Origin of the sequence: Flavobacterium sp., assembly GCF_049318185.1 — a bacterium.
Classification (GTDB): Bacteria; Bacteroidota; Bacteroidia; order Flavobacteriales; family Flavobacteriaceae; genus Flavobacterium.
The window spans coordinates 1-20,033 of sequence record NZ_JBMOGV010000015.1 but is presented as its reverse complement, the minus strand read 5'-3'; the positions used below and the strand labels follow the sequence as shown (position 1 = coordinate 20,033).

Sequence of the window (20,033 nt, the reverse complement as noted above, 5' to 3'; positions counted from 1 at the left end):
TGAATTTTATTCACATATTTGTCATCCCAAAAAAATGTAAAAATTTTATAATTTTACATAGTTTAAAACCTAAATAATTAATACAATAATTTTAAGCAAATATGAGCAAAACTGCGCAATCGGTATGGGAAAACTGTCTAGCATTCATAAAAGACAATATTCAAGATCAAGCTTTTAAAACTTGGTTTGAACCGATTAAGTCAGTTGAACTTACTGATAACGCTTTGTACATTCAAGTTCCTAGCAAATTTTTCTATGAATGGCTTGAAGAACATTACGTAAAATTATTAAAAGTAGCATTAACTAAAGAACTCGGTAAAAACGCAAAGTTACTCTATAAAATTAAAATGGAGAACACTTATGGCAATAAACAACCTTTTACAGAACAATTACCTAGTGCTCATAGAAGCCCAATAAAATCTCAAGATGTTGATGCTCCCTACAAAAATCTTAATCCAGAGCTAAAAAATCCTTTTGTGATTCCTGGAATTAGAAACTTAAAAATAGAGTCCCAACTTAACCCAAACTATAGTTTTGATAATTTCCTTGAAGGTGATTCAAACCGTTTAGCCCGTTCTGCCGGAATGGCGGTAGCAAACAAACCCGGAGGAACATCTTTCAATCCGTTATTAATTTTTGGCGGAGTCGGTCTAGGAAAAACGCATTTAGCGCATGCTATTGGTGTTGAAATAAAAGACAAATATCCAGAAAAAACTGTTTTGTATATTTCTGCAGAAGTATTTACACAACAATACATAGATTCTGTTAAGAAGAATAATAGAAATGATTTTATTCATTTTTATCAATTAATCGATGTTTTAATTATTGACGATGTTCAATTCCTTTCAGGAAAAACAGGCACACAGGATGTTTTCTTCCATATCTTCAATTATTTACATCAAAACGGAAAACAAGTTATACTTACATCAGATAAAGCTCCTGTTGATATGCAAGATATCGAACAACGTTTGTTGTCGCGTTTCAAATGGGGATTATCAGCAGAATTACATCAACCAGATTACGAAACTCGTATTTCAATCCTGAAAAATATTCTTTACAGAGATGGCGTAGAAATACCTGAGGAAATTATTGAGTATGTAGCTAGAAATATCAAATCTAATGTTAGAGAATTAGAAGGCGCAATAATCTCATTAATTGCACAATCATCTTTTAATAAAAAAGAAGTTACTTTAGATTTGGCTAAAAGCGTAGTTGAAAAATTTGTTAAAAATGTAAAACGCGAAATATCTATCGACTACATACAAAAAGTAGTTTCTGATTATTTCCAACTAGATATTGATACTTTACAATCCAAAACAAGAAAACGTCACGTTGTTCAAGCCAGACAATTAGCCATGTTTTTTGCTAAGAAATTTACAAAATCTTCTTTAGCAAACATTGGCTCTAAAATTGGCGATAGAGATCACGCTACAGTTTTACATGCTTGTAAGACAGTAGATAACTTAGTTTCAACTGACAAACAGTTCAAAAAATTTGTAGAAGATATTCATAAAAAATTATCGCTATAATTTACTTTTGATCAAGTTTGCAACTTAGAAAATTAAGTTATGCCCACTAAAATTTTAATGGTTTGTTTAGGAAATATTTGTCGTTCTCCATTGGCAGAAGGTCTTTTAGCGTCAAAACTCCCAAAAGATAAATTTATTGTAGACTCAGCAGGAACTGGAAATTACCATGTTGGCAGAAAACCTGACACTCGTTCTATTGTTACAGCCCAAAAAAACGGATTAGATATTACCCATCAAAAAGCTAGACAATTTAATCCAAATGATTTTGATTATTTTGATTACATTTATGTAATGGATAGTTCAAACTATAGTGATGTAATTGATTTAGCAAAAAACGAAATACAAAAATCCAAGGTGGATATGATCTTAAATCATCTTTTTCCGGGTGAAAATGTTGATGTTCCCGATCCATACTATGGTTTACAAAATGGCTTTGATATGGTCTATGAAATGCTAGAGGAAACTTGTGCTATATTAGCTAAAAAACTAATTGAAAAACATCCCTAAAATAACTTTTACAAAACATCTTATTAATTAGATAATTAAAAAAATAGTTGGAACCAGTAACTTTTAAAGGCAAATTATATCTAATCCCAACTACTTTAGGGGAAATGAATCCTCATGATGTAATGCCCCAAACTGTAAAAAGAGCGATTGATTTTATTGATTTTTATATTGTAGAAAACGAAAAAACAGCACGAAAATTCATCAAATCCATCAATCCGGAAAAAATTCAAGCCAATTTAAAAATCTCAACTCTTAATAAACATACTGAAATCACAGAACATTATACCTTGATTTCACCTTGTTTAAACGGCATAAATATGGGAATAATGAGTGAAGCTGGTTGCCCTGGAGTGGCTGACCCTGGCGCTGCTATTGTAAAAATGGCTCATGAAAAAGGCATTCAAGTAATCCCATTAGTAGGACCCTCCTCTATTCTATTAGCCATGATGAGCTCAGGAATGAATGGACAAAGTTTTGCTTTCAATGGGTATCTTCCCATTGATAAAGCTGAAAAAAAATCAACGCTGAAAAATTTTGAAAAATTATCCTTTGATAAAAATCAATCTCAAATTTTTATCGAAACACCTTACAGAAATAATAAATTATTGGAAGATATTTTACAAGCCTTGCAACCCAATACAGAATTATGCATTGCAACTGACATTACTTTACCTTCAGAATACATAAAAACAATGCGTGTGGCAGATTGGAAAAAAACAAAGGTCGATTTACACAACCGACCTACTATTTTTATCATACATAAAATGTAATCTATTTTACTTGTGCATTTTTAACTGCTTTAATTCTTTTGGTTTCAAAACCTCCAAAATCTCTTAAATAAGTTCGAACTGAGGTTCCATAATCATCTTTACATTTTTTCTCGCCATTAGAATTTAAGAATCGTTTTACAGAACCAGTACCACCAAGATGGGCAGCTGCTAAAATTCCGGATTCTGTAATTTTAACTCCATCAACTAATTTACCTTCAAAATAGTTAATATAAGCTTTCAACTCATATTTGTTTTTAGAAAGCAAAGTGATAAAAGCTTTTTCCTGAAGTGTTGGATTGTTTAAAAAAGCCATACTGTCTTTTATACCAATAGCTCTCAATGTTTCAATGCCAAATTGATATTTACCTAAATAACCCAAAGAATTAATTTTTCCATAGTTGGATTGTGATTCTTTATGCGCAATAGCTTCCTTATAACCAATAAAAAATAATCCTTTAAATGGAATTTTAAGAGTAACATAATCTATATCATTTTGGGAAGGAAATAGGTATAACAGTTTTTTATTTTCAAGACTTGTAAAACCGTTGCTATTTGGGGAATTATGAGGTTTAAAACCTGAGCTTAAGAAAGCTACAATTAGTATGATTGAGATGTAAAAAATTCCTTTTTTTATCATTAAATGTTATTTCTCAAGCGCTGTCACCGACATGAAATTTCTGACGCAAATATACAATTAATTTTATAAAATTGACTATCAGGCAGTTAAAGTATATCAAAAGTAGAACGAATGCATCTTATAACCTCCGCAACCCTTGATTTCAATAGCTGGAGCCGGTATCTTTATAGTGTTGAAAATTGTTAAAATTGTCTTAACAAAATGGGATTTAGTCTCAATTTTGGTCAAATCAACGTCCAAACTGAGATAGAATTGTCTATATCTTTTGCTTTCTGGCAAGAAAATAGTGTTAACAAGTTCATCGTTTCCTGTAATCATTCCCTCTGCTCCATATCCAAATGCAATGTTTAACCATTTTGGAACCTTAGAATTCTTGATAAATGAGCTTATATTTACCGAAAGCCAATAGGTTTGTCCGTTATAATCTTTTAGCAGTTGTTCTTGCAATGAACTTCCTAAAACATTAGGTCTTCTTGAAGCATAGGGTGTGGTGTGAAAAGAAAACTTAGGAATAATACGTTGTTCATTCCAAAGTAACTCTTGAGAAACAAATAAAGCGGTTCCAGAAATATTAGCTGCAACATCACCCAATGATGCACCCCAGTTAGCCGAATAACCATCAAAAACCTCAACGGTCGTCATAAAAGCTAGCCCCAGCGTGGCACCATAAATCAATTGCTTTTTTCTACTAGCACCCGACCATTTCATAGCATTGGCTCCAAAACTTGCTAAGTGATATGTTGAAAATAAATGGCCAGCTTTGTCCATTTGCAACCACTCGGCATTATCATTAATAAAATGAAAGTCGGAACGAGGATAATCAGCATACCAAACTTGATTTAATCCCACCAATGCAGCAGTTCCAATGGAGGCTTCAGATAGCACTAGCGTTTTGAATCGTTTTGAATTTAAAGTATCGGAAGGTGTTAAAAAAGTAGCTACTGAAGTTTGAGACCATAATAAACCGGAAAAAAAGAAAAAAAGGATTATGTAATTCTTATTTTTCAAAGATTATCGTTTGGTTCCTTGTGTATTTAGCCAATCGGCATACTTTTTAGCATTTAAATTGTGTTGCTCGATAGTAGCTGCAAATTCATGATAACCAAATCGTTCAACACTGGCACAAAAATAAAGATAATCATGTTTTTTAGGATTTAATACAGCGTCTATAGCATCCACATCAGGCATAGCAATGGGACCTGGCGGCAAACCTTCTTTTTGGTAAGTATTATAAGGTGAGTTGATGAATAAATCATTATATAAAACTCTTTTTATTATTTGGTCAAAATTATTATCTCGCAATTTCAAAGCATAAATTACTGTTGGGTCGGCTTGTAGCTTCATTCCTTTATTCAATCTATTGAGATATACACCTGCCACAATGGGTCTTTCGCTTTTTTTAACGGTTTCTTTATGAACAATAGAAGCTAAAGTAATTACTTGAACTGGGGTTAAATTCAATTGTGTTGCTCTTGCAATTCTTTCTTTAGACCAAAACCGATTATATTCTTCCAACATTTTATCACGGAACTTTTCGGCAGAAACATTCCAATAAAACTCATAGGTATTGGGTAAAAACATAGCAAAAACATTGTCCTTGGTGAAACCATTTTTTTGTAAAAAAATACTATCTCTAAAAGTAGCTAATAATTTAGTGGTATCAGGCTCGATTTGTGAACTAATACGCTCACATAAATTTTCTAGTCGTTCTTGATTATTAAAAGCCAACTTGACTGGAACATTTCTTCTCATGGCGCCTACTAATTGAAAAGCACTCATTCCTCGTTGTAATAAAAATCTTCCTGGTTTAACGCGGTCAGGATAAGAACGAAGCGTAGCCATAATTTCAAAATCATTTCTGTTTTTCAGTAATGGAGCTAGGATTTTATCCACATCTTGATAAGTAGAACCAGTTGGGATTTGGACATAAACTTCATCCGTTTCAAAATGGGTATTCGAAGTAAAAAATTTGATAAAAACAACAAGTGTAACTACTAAAAAAATCCCTGTTACTACTTTTATAATTTTATTTCTCTTTGTATTCAAGACCGAAATAGTTAAGTTTTATTTATTAATCAATTGAAAAAACACCTCATCTTGAAAAGAATTATTACTATAATTCCAATCCTTTTTGACTCCTATTTTTTCGAAACCAAATGTAGTAAAAAGTGCTATACTTGCTATGTTTTCTATTCCGATATTTGCATACAATTGATGCAACTGCAATTGTTGAAAGCTGAAGTCTATAAGCAGCGAGAGGGCTTCTTTACCAAAACCAGCATTTCTATTGATTTCATTTTGTATAATAATGCCAATTCCTGCACGACTATTTTTTGGATCAAATTCAAATAAATCTATCAATCCTATAGCTTCAAGAGTATTATTTTTACAGATGGCCAATCGCAGTTGCTTGGCTTCATAAATATCTTGGTATGCATTTTCAAGATACTGCCGAATTAGAAATTTACTATAAGGAGTTTGGGTGTTGCTAACTTCCCAGAGATGTTCATCGTTTTCTATATGATAGATAAAGGCTAAATCTTCAGGTTCTAGAGCACGTAGAAATACGTTTTTTCCTTTTAATGTTACCATGCTATTTCTCCTTCAAAAACAAAAGTTGCTGGGCCCTGCAGAAATACTTTGGTATAACGAGTTCCTTCTTTTACAAATAAAACTTCTAGCTTTCCTCCTGCTACATCCAATTGAATATGATGTGATTGAGTTTTACCTATGGCATGCATGGCAATAGCAGTTGCAGTTGCTCCAGTGCCACAAGACAAAGTTTCGTCTTCTACTCCACGTTCATAGGTTCGCAAGGCAAAATGATTATCTGAAAATTGCTTCACAAAATTGACATTACTTCCTGCTTTTCCATATAAATTAGAATGACGGATAGTAGAGCCATTATTTTTAACATCAAAAGTTTTTAAATCCTCTACTAGCATCACATGATGCGGAGAACCTGTATCTAAGAAAACATAATCATTTTCTATTTTTAGTTCATCAACATCTTTCATTTGCAAAGAAATAATTCCGTTATCTAATATAAAAGCATGATGCAATCCATCAGTAGCGATAAAATCGGTTTGATCATCATTGACTACTTTCAAACTTTTGGCAAAAGCAACAATACATCTTCCTCCATTGCCACACATAGAACTTTCATTTCCGTCGGAATTGTAATAAAGCATTTTGAAATCTGTTGTAGTATCATTTTCCAATAAAATCAATCCATCAGCACCAATACCAAAACGACGATCGCAAAGTTTTTCGATGAGTTTTACGTTGTCTTTTGGAAATATATTTTGACGATTATCAATCATCACAAAATCATTTCCAGTGCCTTGATATTTGTTGAAAGTAATTTTCATAGCCTTATTAACTCCCACAAATATAGCAATTATTAAGATTAACTTAAAAAATGTTAAACTAGCGTTAAAAGGGATTTAAAAAAAAATAGAAAGTTTTTAATTTTACTTCAAATAATTTAAAATGTAGATGACTATGAAACGTTTATCAGGTTTATTTTTGGTTTCTTTATTAAGTGGCGCGACAACTCTTGGTGCTTATAAATTATTTATTGAAAGAAAAGACAATCGCGACTCAATAGTTACTGTGGCACCAACAAACTACTCAAAAAATGTTGGTTTAAACGGAGAAACTTTAGATTTTACGGCCGCTGCCGAAAGTGCCATACATACTGTTGTTCACGTAAAAAATGTTTCTATGAGAACAGTTTCTAATCCAATCATGGAATTTTTCTATGGCGCACGCGGAGGGCAACAACAAGAACAAGTAGGAACTGGTTCTGGTGTAATCATTTCTGAAGATGGTTATATTGTGACAAATAATCACGTGATTAAAGATGCGACAGAACTTGAAGTTACTTTAAATAATAATAAATCTTATAAAGCAAAACTCATTGGAACCGATTCTAAAATGGATATTGCTTTACTTAAAATAAACGCAGACGAAAAATTACCTTATGCTACTTTTGCTGATTCTGACCAGGTAAAAGTGGGTGAATGGGTATTAGCAGTTGGAAATCCATATAATTTGAATTCAACAGTAACAGCGGGAATTGTTTCAGCCAAAGCCAGAAATTTAGATAATTCTAATAATATCCAATCATTCATACAAACAGATGCGGCTGTGAATCCAGGGAATAGCGGTGGTGCATTAGTAAATACTCGTGGAGAATTAATCGGAATAAATACTATGATTTCTTCACCAACAGGAAGTTATACGGGCTATTCATTTGCAGTTCCATCAAATATTACAAGAAAAATTATCGAAGATATTATGGAATTTGGTGGTGTGCAAAGAGGCATTCTTGGTATTGAAGGAAATGAATTAAACAGTAAAACTTCTGATGAATTAGGAATTAAAGAGACTGAAGGTTTCTTTGTCAATAAAGTAACTAAAAATTCTGGCGCAGAAAAAGCGGGTCTTCAAAAAGGAGATATAATTAAAAAATTAGACAATCAAAAAATTAGTTCGTATGCCGAACTAACAGGTTATATTAATACCAAAAGACCTAATGATAAAGTTCAAGTCACATTTATTAGAGATGGAGACACAAAAACTATACCTGTAGTACTAATCAAAAATGATATTTTCACTACCGAATTCAAAGGATTAGAATTAGAAAATATTGATGCTTCTGACAAAAGAAAGTTCAAAATAGAGTATGGCGTTCGCATCAAAGAAATTAATAATGAAAATCTTAGACCCTATTATGACCAATTGAAAGGGGGTATAATATTATCCGTTGATAATGTGAAAGCTACGGATGTCGAATCAGTTTCAAGAATACTAAATAAAAAGGACGAAAATCAAAATGTTAGTATTCAAATGATTAACAGAATTGGTCAAGTCATTCAAATTATTTTATAATTCCTCTTACTTACTTTTTTTTTCAAAAAGCTAATCTTAATTGATTGGCTTTTTTTATTTAAAAAAGTAACGAAATCGTTTTCGTAAAACACTTCAATTTTATACTTTTGCGCAGAATTTAAATCTGTAACTAACAACTAACTCTTATCTCTTGTATGAAAAGAAATACCCTATATGAAAAGGAAGTATCATTTCAAGCCGACAGACGCAAAGCAGGTATAGAATTTATCAAAATCATTAGCGATTTATGGTATGACAAATCTATAGAATTAGTGCTTTTTAGGAATCAATTAATCGACAGAACTGTTAGTGATATTATCAATCTTCACGAATATGCTGCCGAATTTGTTCAAAAACCAATAAATGTATTTGACACTGTTGAAATTGCTAATGCCATGCTTAACTTAGATTTACCTCCGTCAAAAATTGACATAGGAAAACTAACCCATGAATATCATTTAGAAGATAATAAATACCATGACGCCAAAGCTTTCGTAATTGATAAACTAAAAAATGCAAAAAATGCAAAAAATATAAAACCCAAAGATGTTGTTCTTTATGGTTTTGGTCGTATCGGAAGATTATTGGCACGCGAAATGATGAGTAAAATTGGTAAAGGACAACAACTTAGACTTCGTGCTATTGTTACACGAGACAGAAATGATGCTAATTCTCTAGAAAAAAGAGCCTCTCTTTTACGTTATGATTCTGTTCATGGTGATTTTGAAGGTTCTGTTCAAGCGGATGTTGAAAACAATGCCCTGATAATTAATGGAACAACGGTTCATATCATAACTGCAAATGCTCCAGAAGAAATTGACTATACAGAATATGAAATTGAAGACGCTCTAGTAATCGATAATACTGGAGCATTTACCACAGTAGAGGCATTAAAAAGACACCTAGTTTCAAAAGGGGTTACTAAAGTTTTATTGACAGCACCAGGCAAAGGCGTCCCTAATATTGTATACGGTGTAAACCATAATGTTTACAATCCTGACAAAGTGGATATTTATTCGGCTGCTTCTTGTACAACCAATGCTATAACACCAATATTACAAGTAGTTGAAGAAGCACTTGGTGTTGTAAAAGGACATCTTGAAACCATACACGCTTATACTAATGATCAGAACTTAGTTGACAATATGCATAAAAAATACCGCCGAGGTCGTGCTGCAGCTCTTAATATGGTTATTACTGAAACTGGTGCCGGTAGTGCTGTTGCCAAAGCATTACCAAGCTTGGCAGGAAAATTAACTTCAAATGCTATTCGAGTTCCTGTACCAAATGGTTCCTTGGTAGTGCTAAATCTAGAAGTAGCAAAACCAACTTCCATTGAAGAAGTAAATGGAATTATGAGAAAATATGCTCTAGAAGGAGAATTAGTGGAGCAAATTAAATATTCTTTAAATAATGAACTGGTATCTTCTGATATTGTTGGTACTTCTGCTCCCTCAATATTTGATAGCAATGCAACTATTGTTTCAGGCGATGGAAAAAATATAGTTTTATATGTTTGGTATGATAATGAATATGGTTATAGTCATCAAGTAATACGTTTGGCTAAGTATATAGCTAAAGTGAGGCGTTATACTTACTATTAATAGTTTTTGAAGCTGAAAATCTTTATATTTTCAATAAGAAACTATCTATTGGTCTTTGTAAAAAATAAATTTAAAAAAATGACTAGTACTAAATAATCTGTATAGATTATTTAGTACTAGTCAAAAAGTAAACTTTATTATGCTTTTCCGGCGGCAATTAGGTTCAAAGCAGAGCCTGCCACAAACCAACCTATTTGGCTATCGTTGTAAGTATGATTAGCTAAAATTAAATCTTTTGAGCCATCAGCATGAACAAATTCAAGGGTAAGAGGCTTGCCTGGAGTAAACTCAGTTAAATCTAAGAAATTGATAGTATCATTTTCCTGAATTTTATCATAATCGGCTTCGTTAGCAAAAGTTAAAGCCAACATACCTTGCTTTTTCAAATTTGTTTCATGAATACGTGCAAACGATTTTACTAAAACAGCTTTTACTCCCAAAAATCTTGGTTCCATTGCAGCATGTTCTCTTGAAGAGCCTTCACCATAATTGTGATCTCCTACAACAATGGTTGGAACACCAGCTGATTTATAATCTCTTTGTACTGCAGGCACAGTAGCATAGTCTCCCGTAAGTTGGTTCTTAACTTTATTGGCTTCTTGATTAAATGCATTTACTGCTCCAATCAACATATTATTAGAAATATTATCCAAATGTCCTCGGAAACGTAACCATGGACCAGCCATAGAGATGTGATCTGTTGTACATTTTCCAAAAGCTTTAATTAACAGTTTTGCACCTATAATATTTTTTCCATCCCAAGCTTCGAATGGAGCTAAAAGCTGCAATCTATCTGAAGTTGGAGAAACGGCAACCTGAACGGCGGAACCATCAGCAGCCGGTGCTTGGAATCCTGCATCTTCTACGTCAAAACCTCTTTTTGGCAACTCATCACCTGTTGGAGCATTTAATCTCACTTGTTCTCCCTTATCATTTAATAAAGTATCTGTTAAAGGGTTAAATGACAAATCACCCGAAATGGCTAATGCAGCTACCATTTCTGGTGAAGTTACAAAAGCATGAGTATTAGGATTTCCATCAGCGCGTTTAGAGAAGTTTCTGTTAAAGGAGTGAACAATAGTATTTTTTTCCCCTTTGTCAGCTCCAGCTCTATCCCATTGTCCAATACATGGCCCACAAGCATTAGTAAACACTTTGGTACCCATTTTTTCGAAAGTAGCAATAATGCCATCTCGTTCTATGGTATATCTAATTTGTTCAGAACCTGGATTGATACCAAATTCAGCTTTTGGGGTAATTCCGTGAGCAACGGCTTGCTCTACTATAGAAGCAGCGCGAGCCATATCTTCATAGGATGAGTTTGTACAAGACCCTATCAAGCCCCATTCTACTTTTAACGGCCAACCATTTGCAGCAGCTTCTGATTTCATTTTAGATACTGGAGTTCCTCTATCGGGAGTAAATGGTCCGTTGATGTGTGGCTCTAACGCTGAAAGGTTGATTTCAATTACTTGGTCAAAATATTTGGCAGGATTAGCATATACTTCGTCATCGCCTGTTAAATAAGAAGCTACTTTATCTGCCGCATCTACAATATCTTGACGGTCTGTTGCGATCAAATATCTTCTCATAGAGTCATCATATCCAAAAGTAGAAGTTGTAGCACCAATTTCTGCCCCCATATTACAAATGGTTCCTTTTCCAGTGCAAGACATTGAAGTGGCCCCTTCTCCAAAATATTCAACTATTGCTCCAGTTCCACCTTTTACAGTTAGAATATCAGCTACTTTTAATATTACATCTTTTGGAGCAGTCCAACCATTTAGTTTTCCTGTTAACTTCACTCCTATCAATTTTGGGAATTTCAATTCCCACGACATTCCACTCATAACGTCAACGGCGTCTGCACCACCAACACCAATAGCTAACATTCCTAAACCACCCGCATTTACGGTGTGAGAATCGGTTCCTATCATCATTCCACCTGGAAAAGCATAATTTTCTAAAACAATTTGATGAATAATTCCAGAACCTGGTTTCCAAAATCCAATACCATATTTATTAGATACAGAAGAAAGAAAGTCAAAAACTTCTTTTGATTGTGAATTGGCTACCGCTAAATCTGTTGTAGCACCAACTTTGGCTTGGATTAAGTGGTCACAGTGAACCGTTGTAGGAACTGCAACAGTTTTCTTCCCTGCATGCATAAATTGTAATAACGCCATTTGTGCAGTGGCATCTTGACAAGCTACTCTATCAGGAGCAAAATCCACATAATCTTTACCACGAGTGAAGGCTTGAGAAGGCGTTCCTTCCCATAAGTGCGAATATAAAATCTTTTCTGAAAGAGTTAATGGTCTACCTACAAGCGCCCTTGCTTTATCTACACGAGCTGACATTGTAGCATAAACTTTTTCAATCATTTTAATGTCAAAAGCCATAGTATATTGGGTTTATTTATTTGTTGTACAAATTTACGAAAACGTTGTACTTCTAAAAAGTTTTTAATTAAATAAGTTATATTTTAATTATATTTTACGAAATATTAATTTTTTGAATTAATATTTAGCAATTATAAATTATAATCGAAATAAAATGATAATTATTAAAATAAAATTTAAGTGTTATTTTTAATAAGTCTTAAAGTTTTATTAAAAACAATTAAAATTTACATCAATTTATTAATAATCATTTCTTCGGTGATTCCTTCAGCATCAGCTTTGTAGTTTTTTATAATTCTATGGCGAAGTATACCTAATGCCACAGCTTTTACATCTTCAATATCTGGAGAAAATTTACCATTGAAAGCGGCATTGGCTTTGGCGGCTAAAATCAAATTTTGCGAAGCTCTTGGTCCTGCCCCCCAATCTAAATAATTGTTAACATACTCCGAGGCTAAAGCACTTTTAGGCCTAGTTTTTCCTACTAAAGTTACTGCATATTCTACTACATTATCTGCAACTGGAATTCTGCGAATTAAGTGTTGAAAATCAATAATTTCTTGAGCTTTAAACAACGGATTGATTACTGGCTTTTCATCAGAAGTAGTGCTTTTCACCACTTGAACTTCTTCTTGATAAGAGGGGTAATCTAGTTTTATGGCAAACATAAAACGGTCTAGTTGTGCTTCAGGCAAGGGATAAGTCCCCTCTTGTTCAATGGGGTTTTGTGTAGCTAAAACGAAATAAGGTAAATCTAATTTATAGTTTTGACCTGCTATGGTAACCGCTCTTTCTTGCATGGCTTCTAATAAAGCGGCTTGCGTTTTTGGCGGTGTTCTATTAATCTCATCAGCCAAAATTATATTGGAAAAAATGGGCCCTTTGATAAATTTAAATTGACGACTTTCATCCAAAATTTCACTTCCTAAAATATCAGATGGCATCAAATCTGGTGTGAACTGAATACGCTTAAAATCTAATCCTAAAGCTTGAGAAATGGTGTTTACCATTAATGTTTTAGCTAAACCAGGCACGCCAATCAGTAAGGCATGTCCACCAGAAAAAATACTAAGTAAAATTTGATCAACTACTTCGTCTTGACCTATTATAATTTTAGAAATCTCTTTTTTTAGTTCTAATCTTTTTTGAACTAAATCTTGAATGGCAGCAACATCAGACATATTATTTAAAATTTTAATGCTATAAAAACTTGTTTATTTTTTTAACCAATTATTAGTAAAAATACAATCTCTGTATTCTCCATTGATTTTGACATAGGTTTCTTTTATTTTCTCTTCACTCCATTTGGCAATGGCTTTAATTTGCTTTTCTTTTAAAGCCAAATCTTTAATTTTGATATAGTCTTTAGCATAATCAGCCGTGTGCTCATCAATTCTATTGGTAACTGTTATAATTTTATATTTCTTTCCTGTTTTAGCATCATCATCTAAAATAGCTGCTGTAATGGCACTGTTTTTCAAATTAGAAACTTCGCTATACAAACTTGGATCCATTTTGGTCAATTCAAAGTGAGTATCTTGGGTTCTCGGATTAATTAATGTTCCTCCGTTGGCTCTAGTTTCTTTTTCGTCAGATAGGGTTCTAGCTGCTTCTGCAAAACTTATTTCGCCGCTTTCTATTCGCTTTTTTATCAAAATTATTTTTTCTTTGGCTTCTTTCAAAGCTTTATCAGAAACTTTTGGCATCATTAGGATATGACGTAATTCTACTTCTTGACCTTTAATCTTTTCAACCATGATAATATGATAACCAAACTCGGTCTCAAATGGTTCTGAAATTTCTCCTTCTGACAAGCTAAAAGCAACATCTTTAAACTCTTTTACAAATTGAGTTTTCCTATTTATTTTATAAAATCCACCATTGGAAGCAGAACCTCTGTCATCAGAATAAATAACGGCTCTTGTTTTAAAACTTGCTCCAGCGAGAACCTCAGCTTTTATTTCTTTTAAGCGATTAATTACTCTCTGTTTTTCTTCTTCGGTTATTTTTGGGGTTACTACTATTTGTGCTACTTCCATTTCAGCTCCAAAAACGGGCAATTCATTTTGAGGAATAGCTTTAAAGAAATTACGCGTTTCTTCTGGAGTAATTTCTACGGCATCAATGATTTTCTTTTGCATTTCTGCTCCAAGTTTATTCATTTTGATGATGTCAAATAATTCAGTTCTGAATTCATCTTCTGTGGCTTTCTTAAAATATTGAACTACTTTTTCCATGGAACCTAATTGCTCCACCATGTAGTTCACTTGTTCACTTAGTTTTTCTTTTACCTCTTCATCTTTTACGATAATACTATCTTGAACGGCTTGATGAGCATATAATTTGTCTTCTAATAATTTCCCTAACATTTGACAACGTGTAATGTCTTTAACTGAATTGCCTTGACTTGACAATTCCAAATACGATTTATCTACATCAGAATCTAATATGATATAATCGCCAACAGTGGCTATAATACCATCTATTTTTTGCTTTTGAAAATTGAGGAACTGCGATTTTGTTTTCACAGTATCTTTAATAATTTCTTGAGCATTTACAAACCACACGGAACAAATTGTTGTAATAATTGCGATGGTGAGTTTGTTATTTATATATTTCATAATCTTTATTTTTAATGGCATCTTCTATGATTTCCTTTTCAAATTTTTTAATTAATTCTAATTTTCTTCTGTTTAAAATAACTTCTTTTAATGTAGGTTTGATATACTGAAAAGGTGATAATTGATTTTTATCAATAACAGTAGTAATTTTTACAAAATATACATCATCATTAATTGCCTTCTCTATTCTTTTTCCTGCTTGAATTAATGTTTCTCTATTGTCAGGATTAATAAAAGGTAATTTTGAATACACTTGACCCATATCAACCCAAACAGTATCGTTTAATGCAAAACTTTTAAATTGTAGTGCATAAGTGTCCCAAAACTTTTTGTCTTTTTTAGTATAATTAAAAAACTTATTTTTAATAGTTCCAAATCGAGGATTGTCTTTTGAGAGGTTAATATATCTCAATCGAACTAAAGTTCCATTGGTTTTAAAATTTTCTTTATTTTGATTGTAATATTCTTTTAATTCTTCTTGTTTTACTATAGTGTCAACGGTATTTTTTACTACTTCTTCTATATAGGCTTTAGAATATAAATCAATCTTGTATTGTTTCAATAAAGCATTGTATTCTGCTTTTTTCTTATCGCTTATATTCCTTTCTGCTGATTCTATAATTAACTTCTGACTTGCCCATCTATTAATGAAATCTCTAACTATAAGCAAACTGTCTTCCTTTGAAGTTCCTGCAGGAACTAGGGTTGCAATGTCAGTTTTGTATAAATAGTTTTTACCAACTCTTGCAATTGACGCTGCTTTTTGTTCTGGCTTGAAATAATTACAGGAACAAACCATTAAAAAAAATAGGTAAAAACTATTTTTGAACATTTTATGGATTTAGCTGTTTTTTCACTTTTTCAAAAACATCTTTATTAATCTTTACGGTAAACTCTTGTTTCAAATCATCTACCCAACCTTTTTCAAGATATTGCTGATAATCGTTTATAATTTTACCTTTACATTCTTCTAGGGTTTTTACTCCAGCTGGTAGCAATTTGTCTACTTTGAGAACAAAATAATATTCTCCTTCTTTAAAAATGTCTGAAATCCCAACTTCGTATTTGGTTGCTTTAGGCAAGGCATCACTTCCTTCTTCAAAAACGCCTGTGTTGGCCATAACATTAATAATAGTATCAACGTTTAATTTTTCTTTGATTTTTTGTGGTTCAGTTTTTTTCTTCAAAAGTGCTAATGCCTTCTTAATCATGTCCATTTTGGTAGAAGAAAGTATAGTGGCTTCTACTCTATTCTTCCACAAATGTTCCATTTTATGGTCATTATAGAATTTTTGTAGTCCAACAGTATCTGTTTTTGCTTTTTCCCAAATCTCTTTTTCCATCAAATCAAAAAGCAGCAAACCATCTCTATATTCTTCCATCACATTAGCAAATTCTACAAATTCTGTCTCTAAATTATCATCGTAATAGGCTTTCAACTGCTCGTCTAAGAATTTATCATACAATGCGTCTACTAATTTTGAAATTGGTTTAGTAGTTAATCCCGATTTTTGTTGTTTGTCAATAAATTCCAAGAAGGTTTTACCATCAATTTTTTTAGTAGCAATAGTCAAAAATGGCGCAGTGTAGTCTTTTAAATTTTCAGGAAGCGTCCACTTTGATTCATAAAAATCATTGGTCACTAATTTTGAAAGCAAAGCAAATTGCTTTGTATCCTTTTTAGAGGTGTATTTTTTTCTTAATTTTTCATTCAATGAAGCCACTATTTTTTTAGACCTGTCGTCTTTTCCAATTTTAGTCTCCAATTCATTTTTCATTTCATCAATAGTCTTTATAGGATGCTTTTGAATCAATTTGATGATGTGCCATCCAAACTGTGATGAAATAGGTTTTGAAATTTCATCGGGTTTAGTCAATGAAAATGCAGCATTTTCAAATGCTTCAGAACTTAATTGTCCCGAAGCAAATTTGTTTAACACTCCTCCTTTTGAAGAAGAAGATTTATCTTCAGAAAACTGCTTAGCTAAATCTTCGAACTTTTCGCCTTGCTGGATTTTTGAATAGATATCATCAATGGTATTTTTTGCTTTATCCTGATCGGCATCTTCTGGCTTTGGATTTAAAATCATGATATGCGCCACAGTGACTTCACCGCGGTTATCTCTAACATCATTAACTTTCAGGATATGGTAACCAAAACGTGTTCTGATAATTTTGGAAACACTCCCTTTTTGTGTGTTATAGGCAGCATTTTCAAAAGCATAAACCATTCTAAAAGCAGTGAAAAAACCTAAATCACCTTTATTATCTTTGGCAGAGGGATCTTCAGAGTATTGAGAAGCTAAGCTACTAAAATCTTCACCAGCAAGTGCTTTTTTACTGATATCTTGTATTTTTTTATAGGCTTTTAAAGTGTCTTCAGGTGAAGCATTTTCATCCGCTAATATCAAAATATGTGAAGCTCTAATTTCCTTTTGTAAACGATTATAGCCCTCTTCAACAAGTTCTTGTGTTATTTTAGTATCATTAAAATAATTTTTGCTTAATTGTGTCCTATACGATTTCAATTCGTTTTGATACTGTGGACTATCCTGTAACCCTAATTTATAGGCTTTACTAACCTTTAATTTATAACCTATAAACAAGTCTAAATACTGATTCAAATCTTTTTGTGATTCATCTTTTACCAAATCTAAATTCTTCTTATAAACTCTAGAGAATTCATCAGTAAAATAGGGTTTTTCATTAATGGTAAACAGAACTTCTTTTGTGTTACTTTGTGCTAATCCAGTATAAGTTACTGTTAATAATAATCCTAAAAATAATTTTTGTATGCTCATTACTGTAAATTTTCTTATTTAAAATGAAACTGTTATAATTTATTTTATTTCAAGTAACATAACTTTAATTTTATCATGTTACAATCAACAAAATTAACAATTCAATCATATTACACAACTATCGGGTGTACTATTAACAAAAATTTATTAACAGCACTTTTATTAGTCATATAATTGTATAGGTCAGAAAAAAAATTCTTAACAAATTAATGAGTAAATAATACTATTTTTGCAAACTATTTAATAAAAATCATGAGTTTTTTAAAAGAAATTGAACGACGAAGAACCTTTGGAATAATCTCGCATCCTGATGCCGGAAAAACAACATTAACGGAAAAATTGTTGCTTTTTGGAGGTGCTATTCAAGAGGCCGGTGCTGTGAAAAATAATAAAATAAAAAAAGGGGCTACATCAGATTTCATGGAAATTGAGCGTCAAAGAGGGATCTCTGTTGCAACCTCTGTATTAGCCTTTAATTACAAAGACAAAAAAGTAAATATTCTTGATACACCAGGGCATAAGGATTTTGCCGAGGATACTTTTAGAACATTAACCGCTGTTGATAGTGTAATCGTGGTTATTGATGTAGCAAAAGGTGTTGAGGAACAAACTGAAAAATTGGTTGAAGTTTGTAGAATGCGAAACATCCCAATTATAGTTTTCATAAATAAATTGGATCGCGAAGGAAAAGATGCTTTTGATTTAATGGACGAAGTGGAACAAAAATTGAAATTAAACGTTACGCCTTTGAGTTTTCCAATTGGCATGGGTTATGATTTTCAAGGAATTTATAACATCTGGGAACAAAACATCAATCTTTTTAGTAGTGATAGTCGTAAAAACATAGAAGATACTATCGCTTTTTCTGATAGTAACAGCCCCGAACTTGAAAAAATAATTGGTGAAAAACCAGCAAACAAATTAAGAGAAGAACTCGAGCTAATTGCAGAGGTCTATCCTGCTTTTGATAGGGAGGCTTATTTAAAAGGTGATTTACAACCCGTTTTTTTTGGTTCTGCATTGAACAATTTTGGGGTTAGAGAATTGCTCGACTGTTTTGTTGAGATTGCACCATCACCAAGACCAAAAGAATCAGAAACACGTTTAGTAAATCCTGAAGAAGAAAAAATGAGTGGTTTTGTGTTTAAAATTCATGCCAATATGGATCCGAAACACCGCGACAGATTAGCTTTCATCAAAATTGTATCGGGAACTTTTGAACGAAACAAACCCTATACTCATGTAAGGTTAAATAAAAATTTAAAATTCTCTAGTCCGAATGCTTTTTTTGCTGAAAGAAAAGAAATTGTAGACATCTCATATCCGGGAGATATTGTAGGATTGCATGATACGGGCAACTTTAAAATTGGAGATACTTTGACAGAGGGAGAAATGATGAGTTTTAAAGGCATACCAAGTTTTTCTCCAGAGCATTTTAGATACATTAATAATGCTGACCCATTGAAAGCAAAACAATTAGACAAAGGAGTTGACCAATTAATGGATGAAGGTGTCGCTCAGCTATTCACACTTGAAATGAATAACCGAAAAGTGATAGGTACAGTAGGAGCTCTTCAATATGAAGTGATACAATACCGATTAGAACATGAATATGGTGCAAAATGTAGTTATGAAAACTTTCCTATTCACAAAGCTTGCTGGGTAAAACCTAATGACCCAAAAAGTGAAGAATTTAAAGAATTCAAAAGAATAAAACAAAAATTTCTAGCCTACGATAAATACGATCAATTAGTGTTTTTAGCAGACTCAGAATTCACTATACAAATGACGCAAAACAAATTTCCAAATGTGAAGTTGTTTTTTACTTCTGAATTTGAATTATAAATGATTCTTAATTGTATAAAAATCAATTATTTATTTCATTAAAATTAATGAGGCTTGGTACCGAATAATAATTATAATAATTTCAAGTTTTTCATTAGCTCAGGACGATTGCGTCGGCTAACTGGCAAAACATCTTTAACAATTAACACTGTGTTTTCTTCTATATCAATTTAAAGGAGATTTTAAATCATGGGATACCATGTGGGCATAATCGTTTAAACTTTCATTTTGTTTTTCAAGTTTCAATAATAATTCTTCCTTCTGAATTTCTAATTTTTTCTTTTCTGTAATATCTAAATGAAAAGTAAATCAAACAAAAAACCCCCTTCAATTTCTTGAAGAGGGTTTTAAAAATTTAGTTAATAAATATTATCGTTTAATCACACGAAGTGTTTTAACTTCTTCTCCTTGGGTGACAACA

General features: G+C 32.3%; 16 protein-coding genes and 1 pseudogene. 6 read left to right on the top strand and 11 right to left on the bottom strand.

Annotated elements, in window-relative coordinates; all coding sequences use genetic code 11:
• Positions 1 to 101 precede the first annotated feature (101 nt).
• The 3 genes from dnaA (at position 102) to ACOYLT_RS02780 (ending at position 2,806) form a co-directional block, all read left to right on the top strand.
• Positions 102 to 1,529, top strand: a complete 1,428-nt coding sequence (gene dnaA / locus ACOYLT_RS02790; RefSeq protein WP_422852321.1) for a chromosomal replication initiator protein DnaA — start codon at positions 102 to 104, stop codon at positions 1,527 to 1,529.
• 39 nt (positions 1,530 to 1,568) lie between these two features.
• Positions 1,569 to 2,036: a low molecular weight protein-tyrosine-phosphatase gene (locus ACOYLT_RS02785; RefSeq protein ID WP_422852320.1), complete on the top strand. Its 468-nt coding sequence runs from the start codon at positions 1,569 to 1,571 to the stop codon at positions 2,034 to 2,036.
• Positions 2,037 to 2,140: 104 nt separating this feature from the next.
• Positions 2,141 to 2,806, top strand: a complete 666-nt coding sequence (locus tag ACOYLT_RS02780) for an SAM-dependent methyltransferase (RefSeq protein WP_422852331.1) — start codon at positions 2,141 to 2,143, stop codon at positions 2,804 to 2,806.
• 1 nt (position 2,807) lies between these two features.
• Here ACOYLT_RS02780 and ACOYLT_RS02775 read toward each other — a convergent pair whose 3' ends face one another.
• From ACOYLT_RS02775 to dapF, 5 genes are all read right to left on the bottom strand, one after another.
• Entirely contained in the window at positions 2,808 to 3,443 is a 636-nt protein-coding gene (locus tag ACOYLT_RS02775) for a peptidoglycan-binding protein LysM (RefSeq protein WP_422852319.1), read from the bottom strand.
• A 96-nt stretch (positions 3,444 to 3,539) separates the two neighbouring features.
• The gene (locus ACOYLT_RS02770; RefSeq protein WP_422852318.1) at positions 3,540 to 4,451 is read right to left on the bottom strand and encodes a DUF2279 domain-containing protein; all 912 of its coding nucleotides are present in this window, start codon (positions 4,449 to 4,451) and stop codon (positions 3,540 to 3,542) included.
• Positions 4,452 to 4,454: 3 nt separating this feature from the next.
• Positions 4,455 to 5,489 carry an endolytic transglycosylase MltG gene (mltG, locus tag ACOYLT_RS02765; protein WP_422852317.1) on the bottom strand — a complete coding sequence of 345 codons (1,035 nt, stop codon included), beginning with the start codon at positions 5,487 to 5,489 and terminating at the stop codon, positions 4,455 to 4,457.
• An 18-nt stretch (positions 5,490 to 5,507) separates the two neighbouring features.
• Complete coding sequence (locus ACOYLT_RS02760; RefSeq protein WP_422852316.1) at positions 5,508 to 6,035, bottom strand: GNAT family N-acetyltransferase; 528 nt, start codon at positions 6,033 to 6,035, stop codon at positions 5,508 to 5,510.
• Positions 6,029 to 6,814, bottom strand: a complete 786-nt coding sequence (gene dapF, locus ACOYLT_RS02755) for a diaminopimelate epimerase (RefSeq protein WP_422852315.1) — start codon at positions 6,812 to 6,814, stop codon at positions 6,029 to 6,031. The genes ACOYLT_RS02760 and dapF overlap by 7 nt, the downstream gene beginning before the upstream one ends.
• Before the next feature lie 133 nt (positions 6,815 to 6,947).
• Here dapF and ACOYLT_RS02750 point away from each other — a divergent pair, with 133 nt between their 5' ends.
• Together ACOYLT_RS02750 and ACOYLT_RS02745 are read left to right on the top strand one after the other, a co-directional pair.
• Positions 6,948 to 8,339 carry a trypsin-like peptidase domain-containing protein gene (locus ACOYLT_RS02750; RefSeq protein ID WP_422852314.1) on the top strand — a complete coding sequence of 464 codons (1,392 nt, stop codon included), beginning with the start codon at positions 6,948 to 6,950 and terminating at the stop codon, positions 8,337 to 8,339.
• 155 nt (positions 8,340 to 8,494) lie between these two features.
• Positions 8,495 to 9,943: a glyceraldehyde-3-phosphate dehydrogenase gene (locus ACOYLT_RS02745; RefSeq protein WP_422852313.1), complete on the top strand. Its 1,449-nt coding sequence runs from the start codon at positions 8,495 to 8,497 to the stop codon at positions 9,941 to 9,943.
• A 137-nt stretch (positions 9,944 to 10,080) separates the two neighbouring features.
• Here the strand turns inward: ACOYLT_RS02745 and ACOYLT_RS02740 are convergent, their stop codons facing one another.
• From ACOYLT_RS02740 to ACOYLT_RS02720, 5 genes are all read right to left on the bottom strand, one after another.
• A complete protein-coding gene (locus ACOYLT_RS02740; RefSeq protein ID WP_422852312.1) occupies positions 10,081 to 12,345 on the bottom strand; it encodes an aconitate hydratase in 2,265 nt (754 codons plus the stop codon).
• A gap of 227 nt (positions 12,346 to 12,572) precedes the next feature.
• Positions 12,573 to 13,526: an AAA family ATPase gene (locus ACOYLT_RS02735; protein WP_422852311.1), complete on the bottom strand. Its 954-nt coding sequence runs from the start codon at positions 13,524 to 13,526 to the stop codon at positions 12,573 to 12,575.
• A 33-nt stretch (positions 13,527 to 13,559) separates the two neighbouring features.
• Positions 13,560 to 14,987: a foldase protein PrsA gene (locus ACOYLT_RS02730; protein WP_422852310.1), complete on the bottom strand. Its 1,428-nt coding sequence runs from the start codon at positions 14,985 to 14,987 to the stop codon at positions 13,560 to 13,562.
• Complete coding sequence (locus tag ACOYLT_RS02725) at positions 14,950 to 15,798, bottom strand: hypothetical protein (RefSeq protein ID WP_422852309.1); 849 nt, start codon at positions 15,796 to 15,798, stop codon at positions 14,950 to 14,952. The genes ACOYLT_RS02730 and ACOYLT_RS02725 overlap by 38 nt, the downstream gene beginning before the upstream one ends.
• Before the next feature lies 1 nt (position 15,799).
• Positions 15,800 to 17,767, bottom strand: coding sequence for a peptidylprolyl isomerase (locus ACOYLT_RS02720; RefSeq protein WP_422852308.1), 1,968 nt, complete (start codon positions 17,765 to 17,767; stop codon positions 15,800 to 15,802).
• A 252-nt stretch (positions 17,768 to 18,019) separates the two neighbouring features.
• Between ACOYLT_RS02720 and ACOYLT_RS02715 the strand changes: the two genes are divergently transcribed.
• Positions 18,020 to 19,612 (top strand): peptide chain release factor 3, encoded by a 1,593-nt coding sequence (locus tag ACOYLT_RS02715; protein WP_422852307.1) that lies wholly within the window; start codon positions 18,020 to 18,022, stop codon positions 19,610 to 19,612.
• Between the two features lie 71 nt (positions 19,613 to 19,683).
• Here ACOYLT_RS02715 and ACOYLT_RS02710 read toward each other — a convergent pair.
• Positions 19,684 to 19,782 (bottom strand): annotated as a pseudogene (locus ACOYLT_RS02710) (DNA-binding response regulator); the annotation flags it as partial.
• Between the last annotated feature and the right edge of the window lie 251 nt (positions 19,783 to 20,033).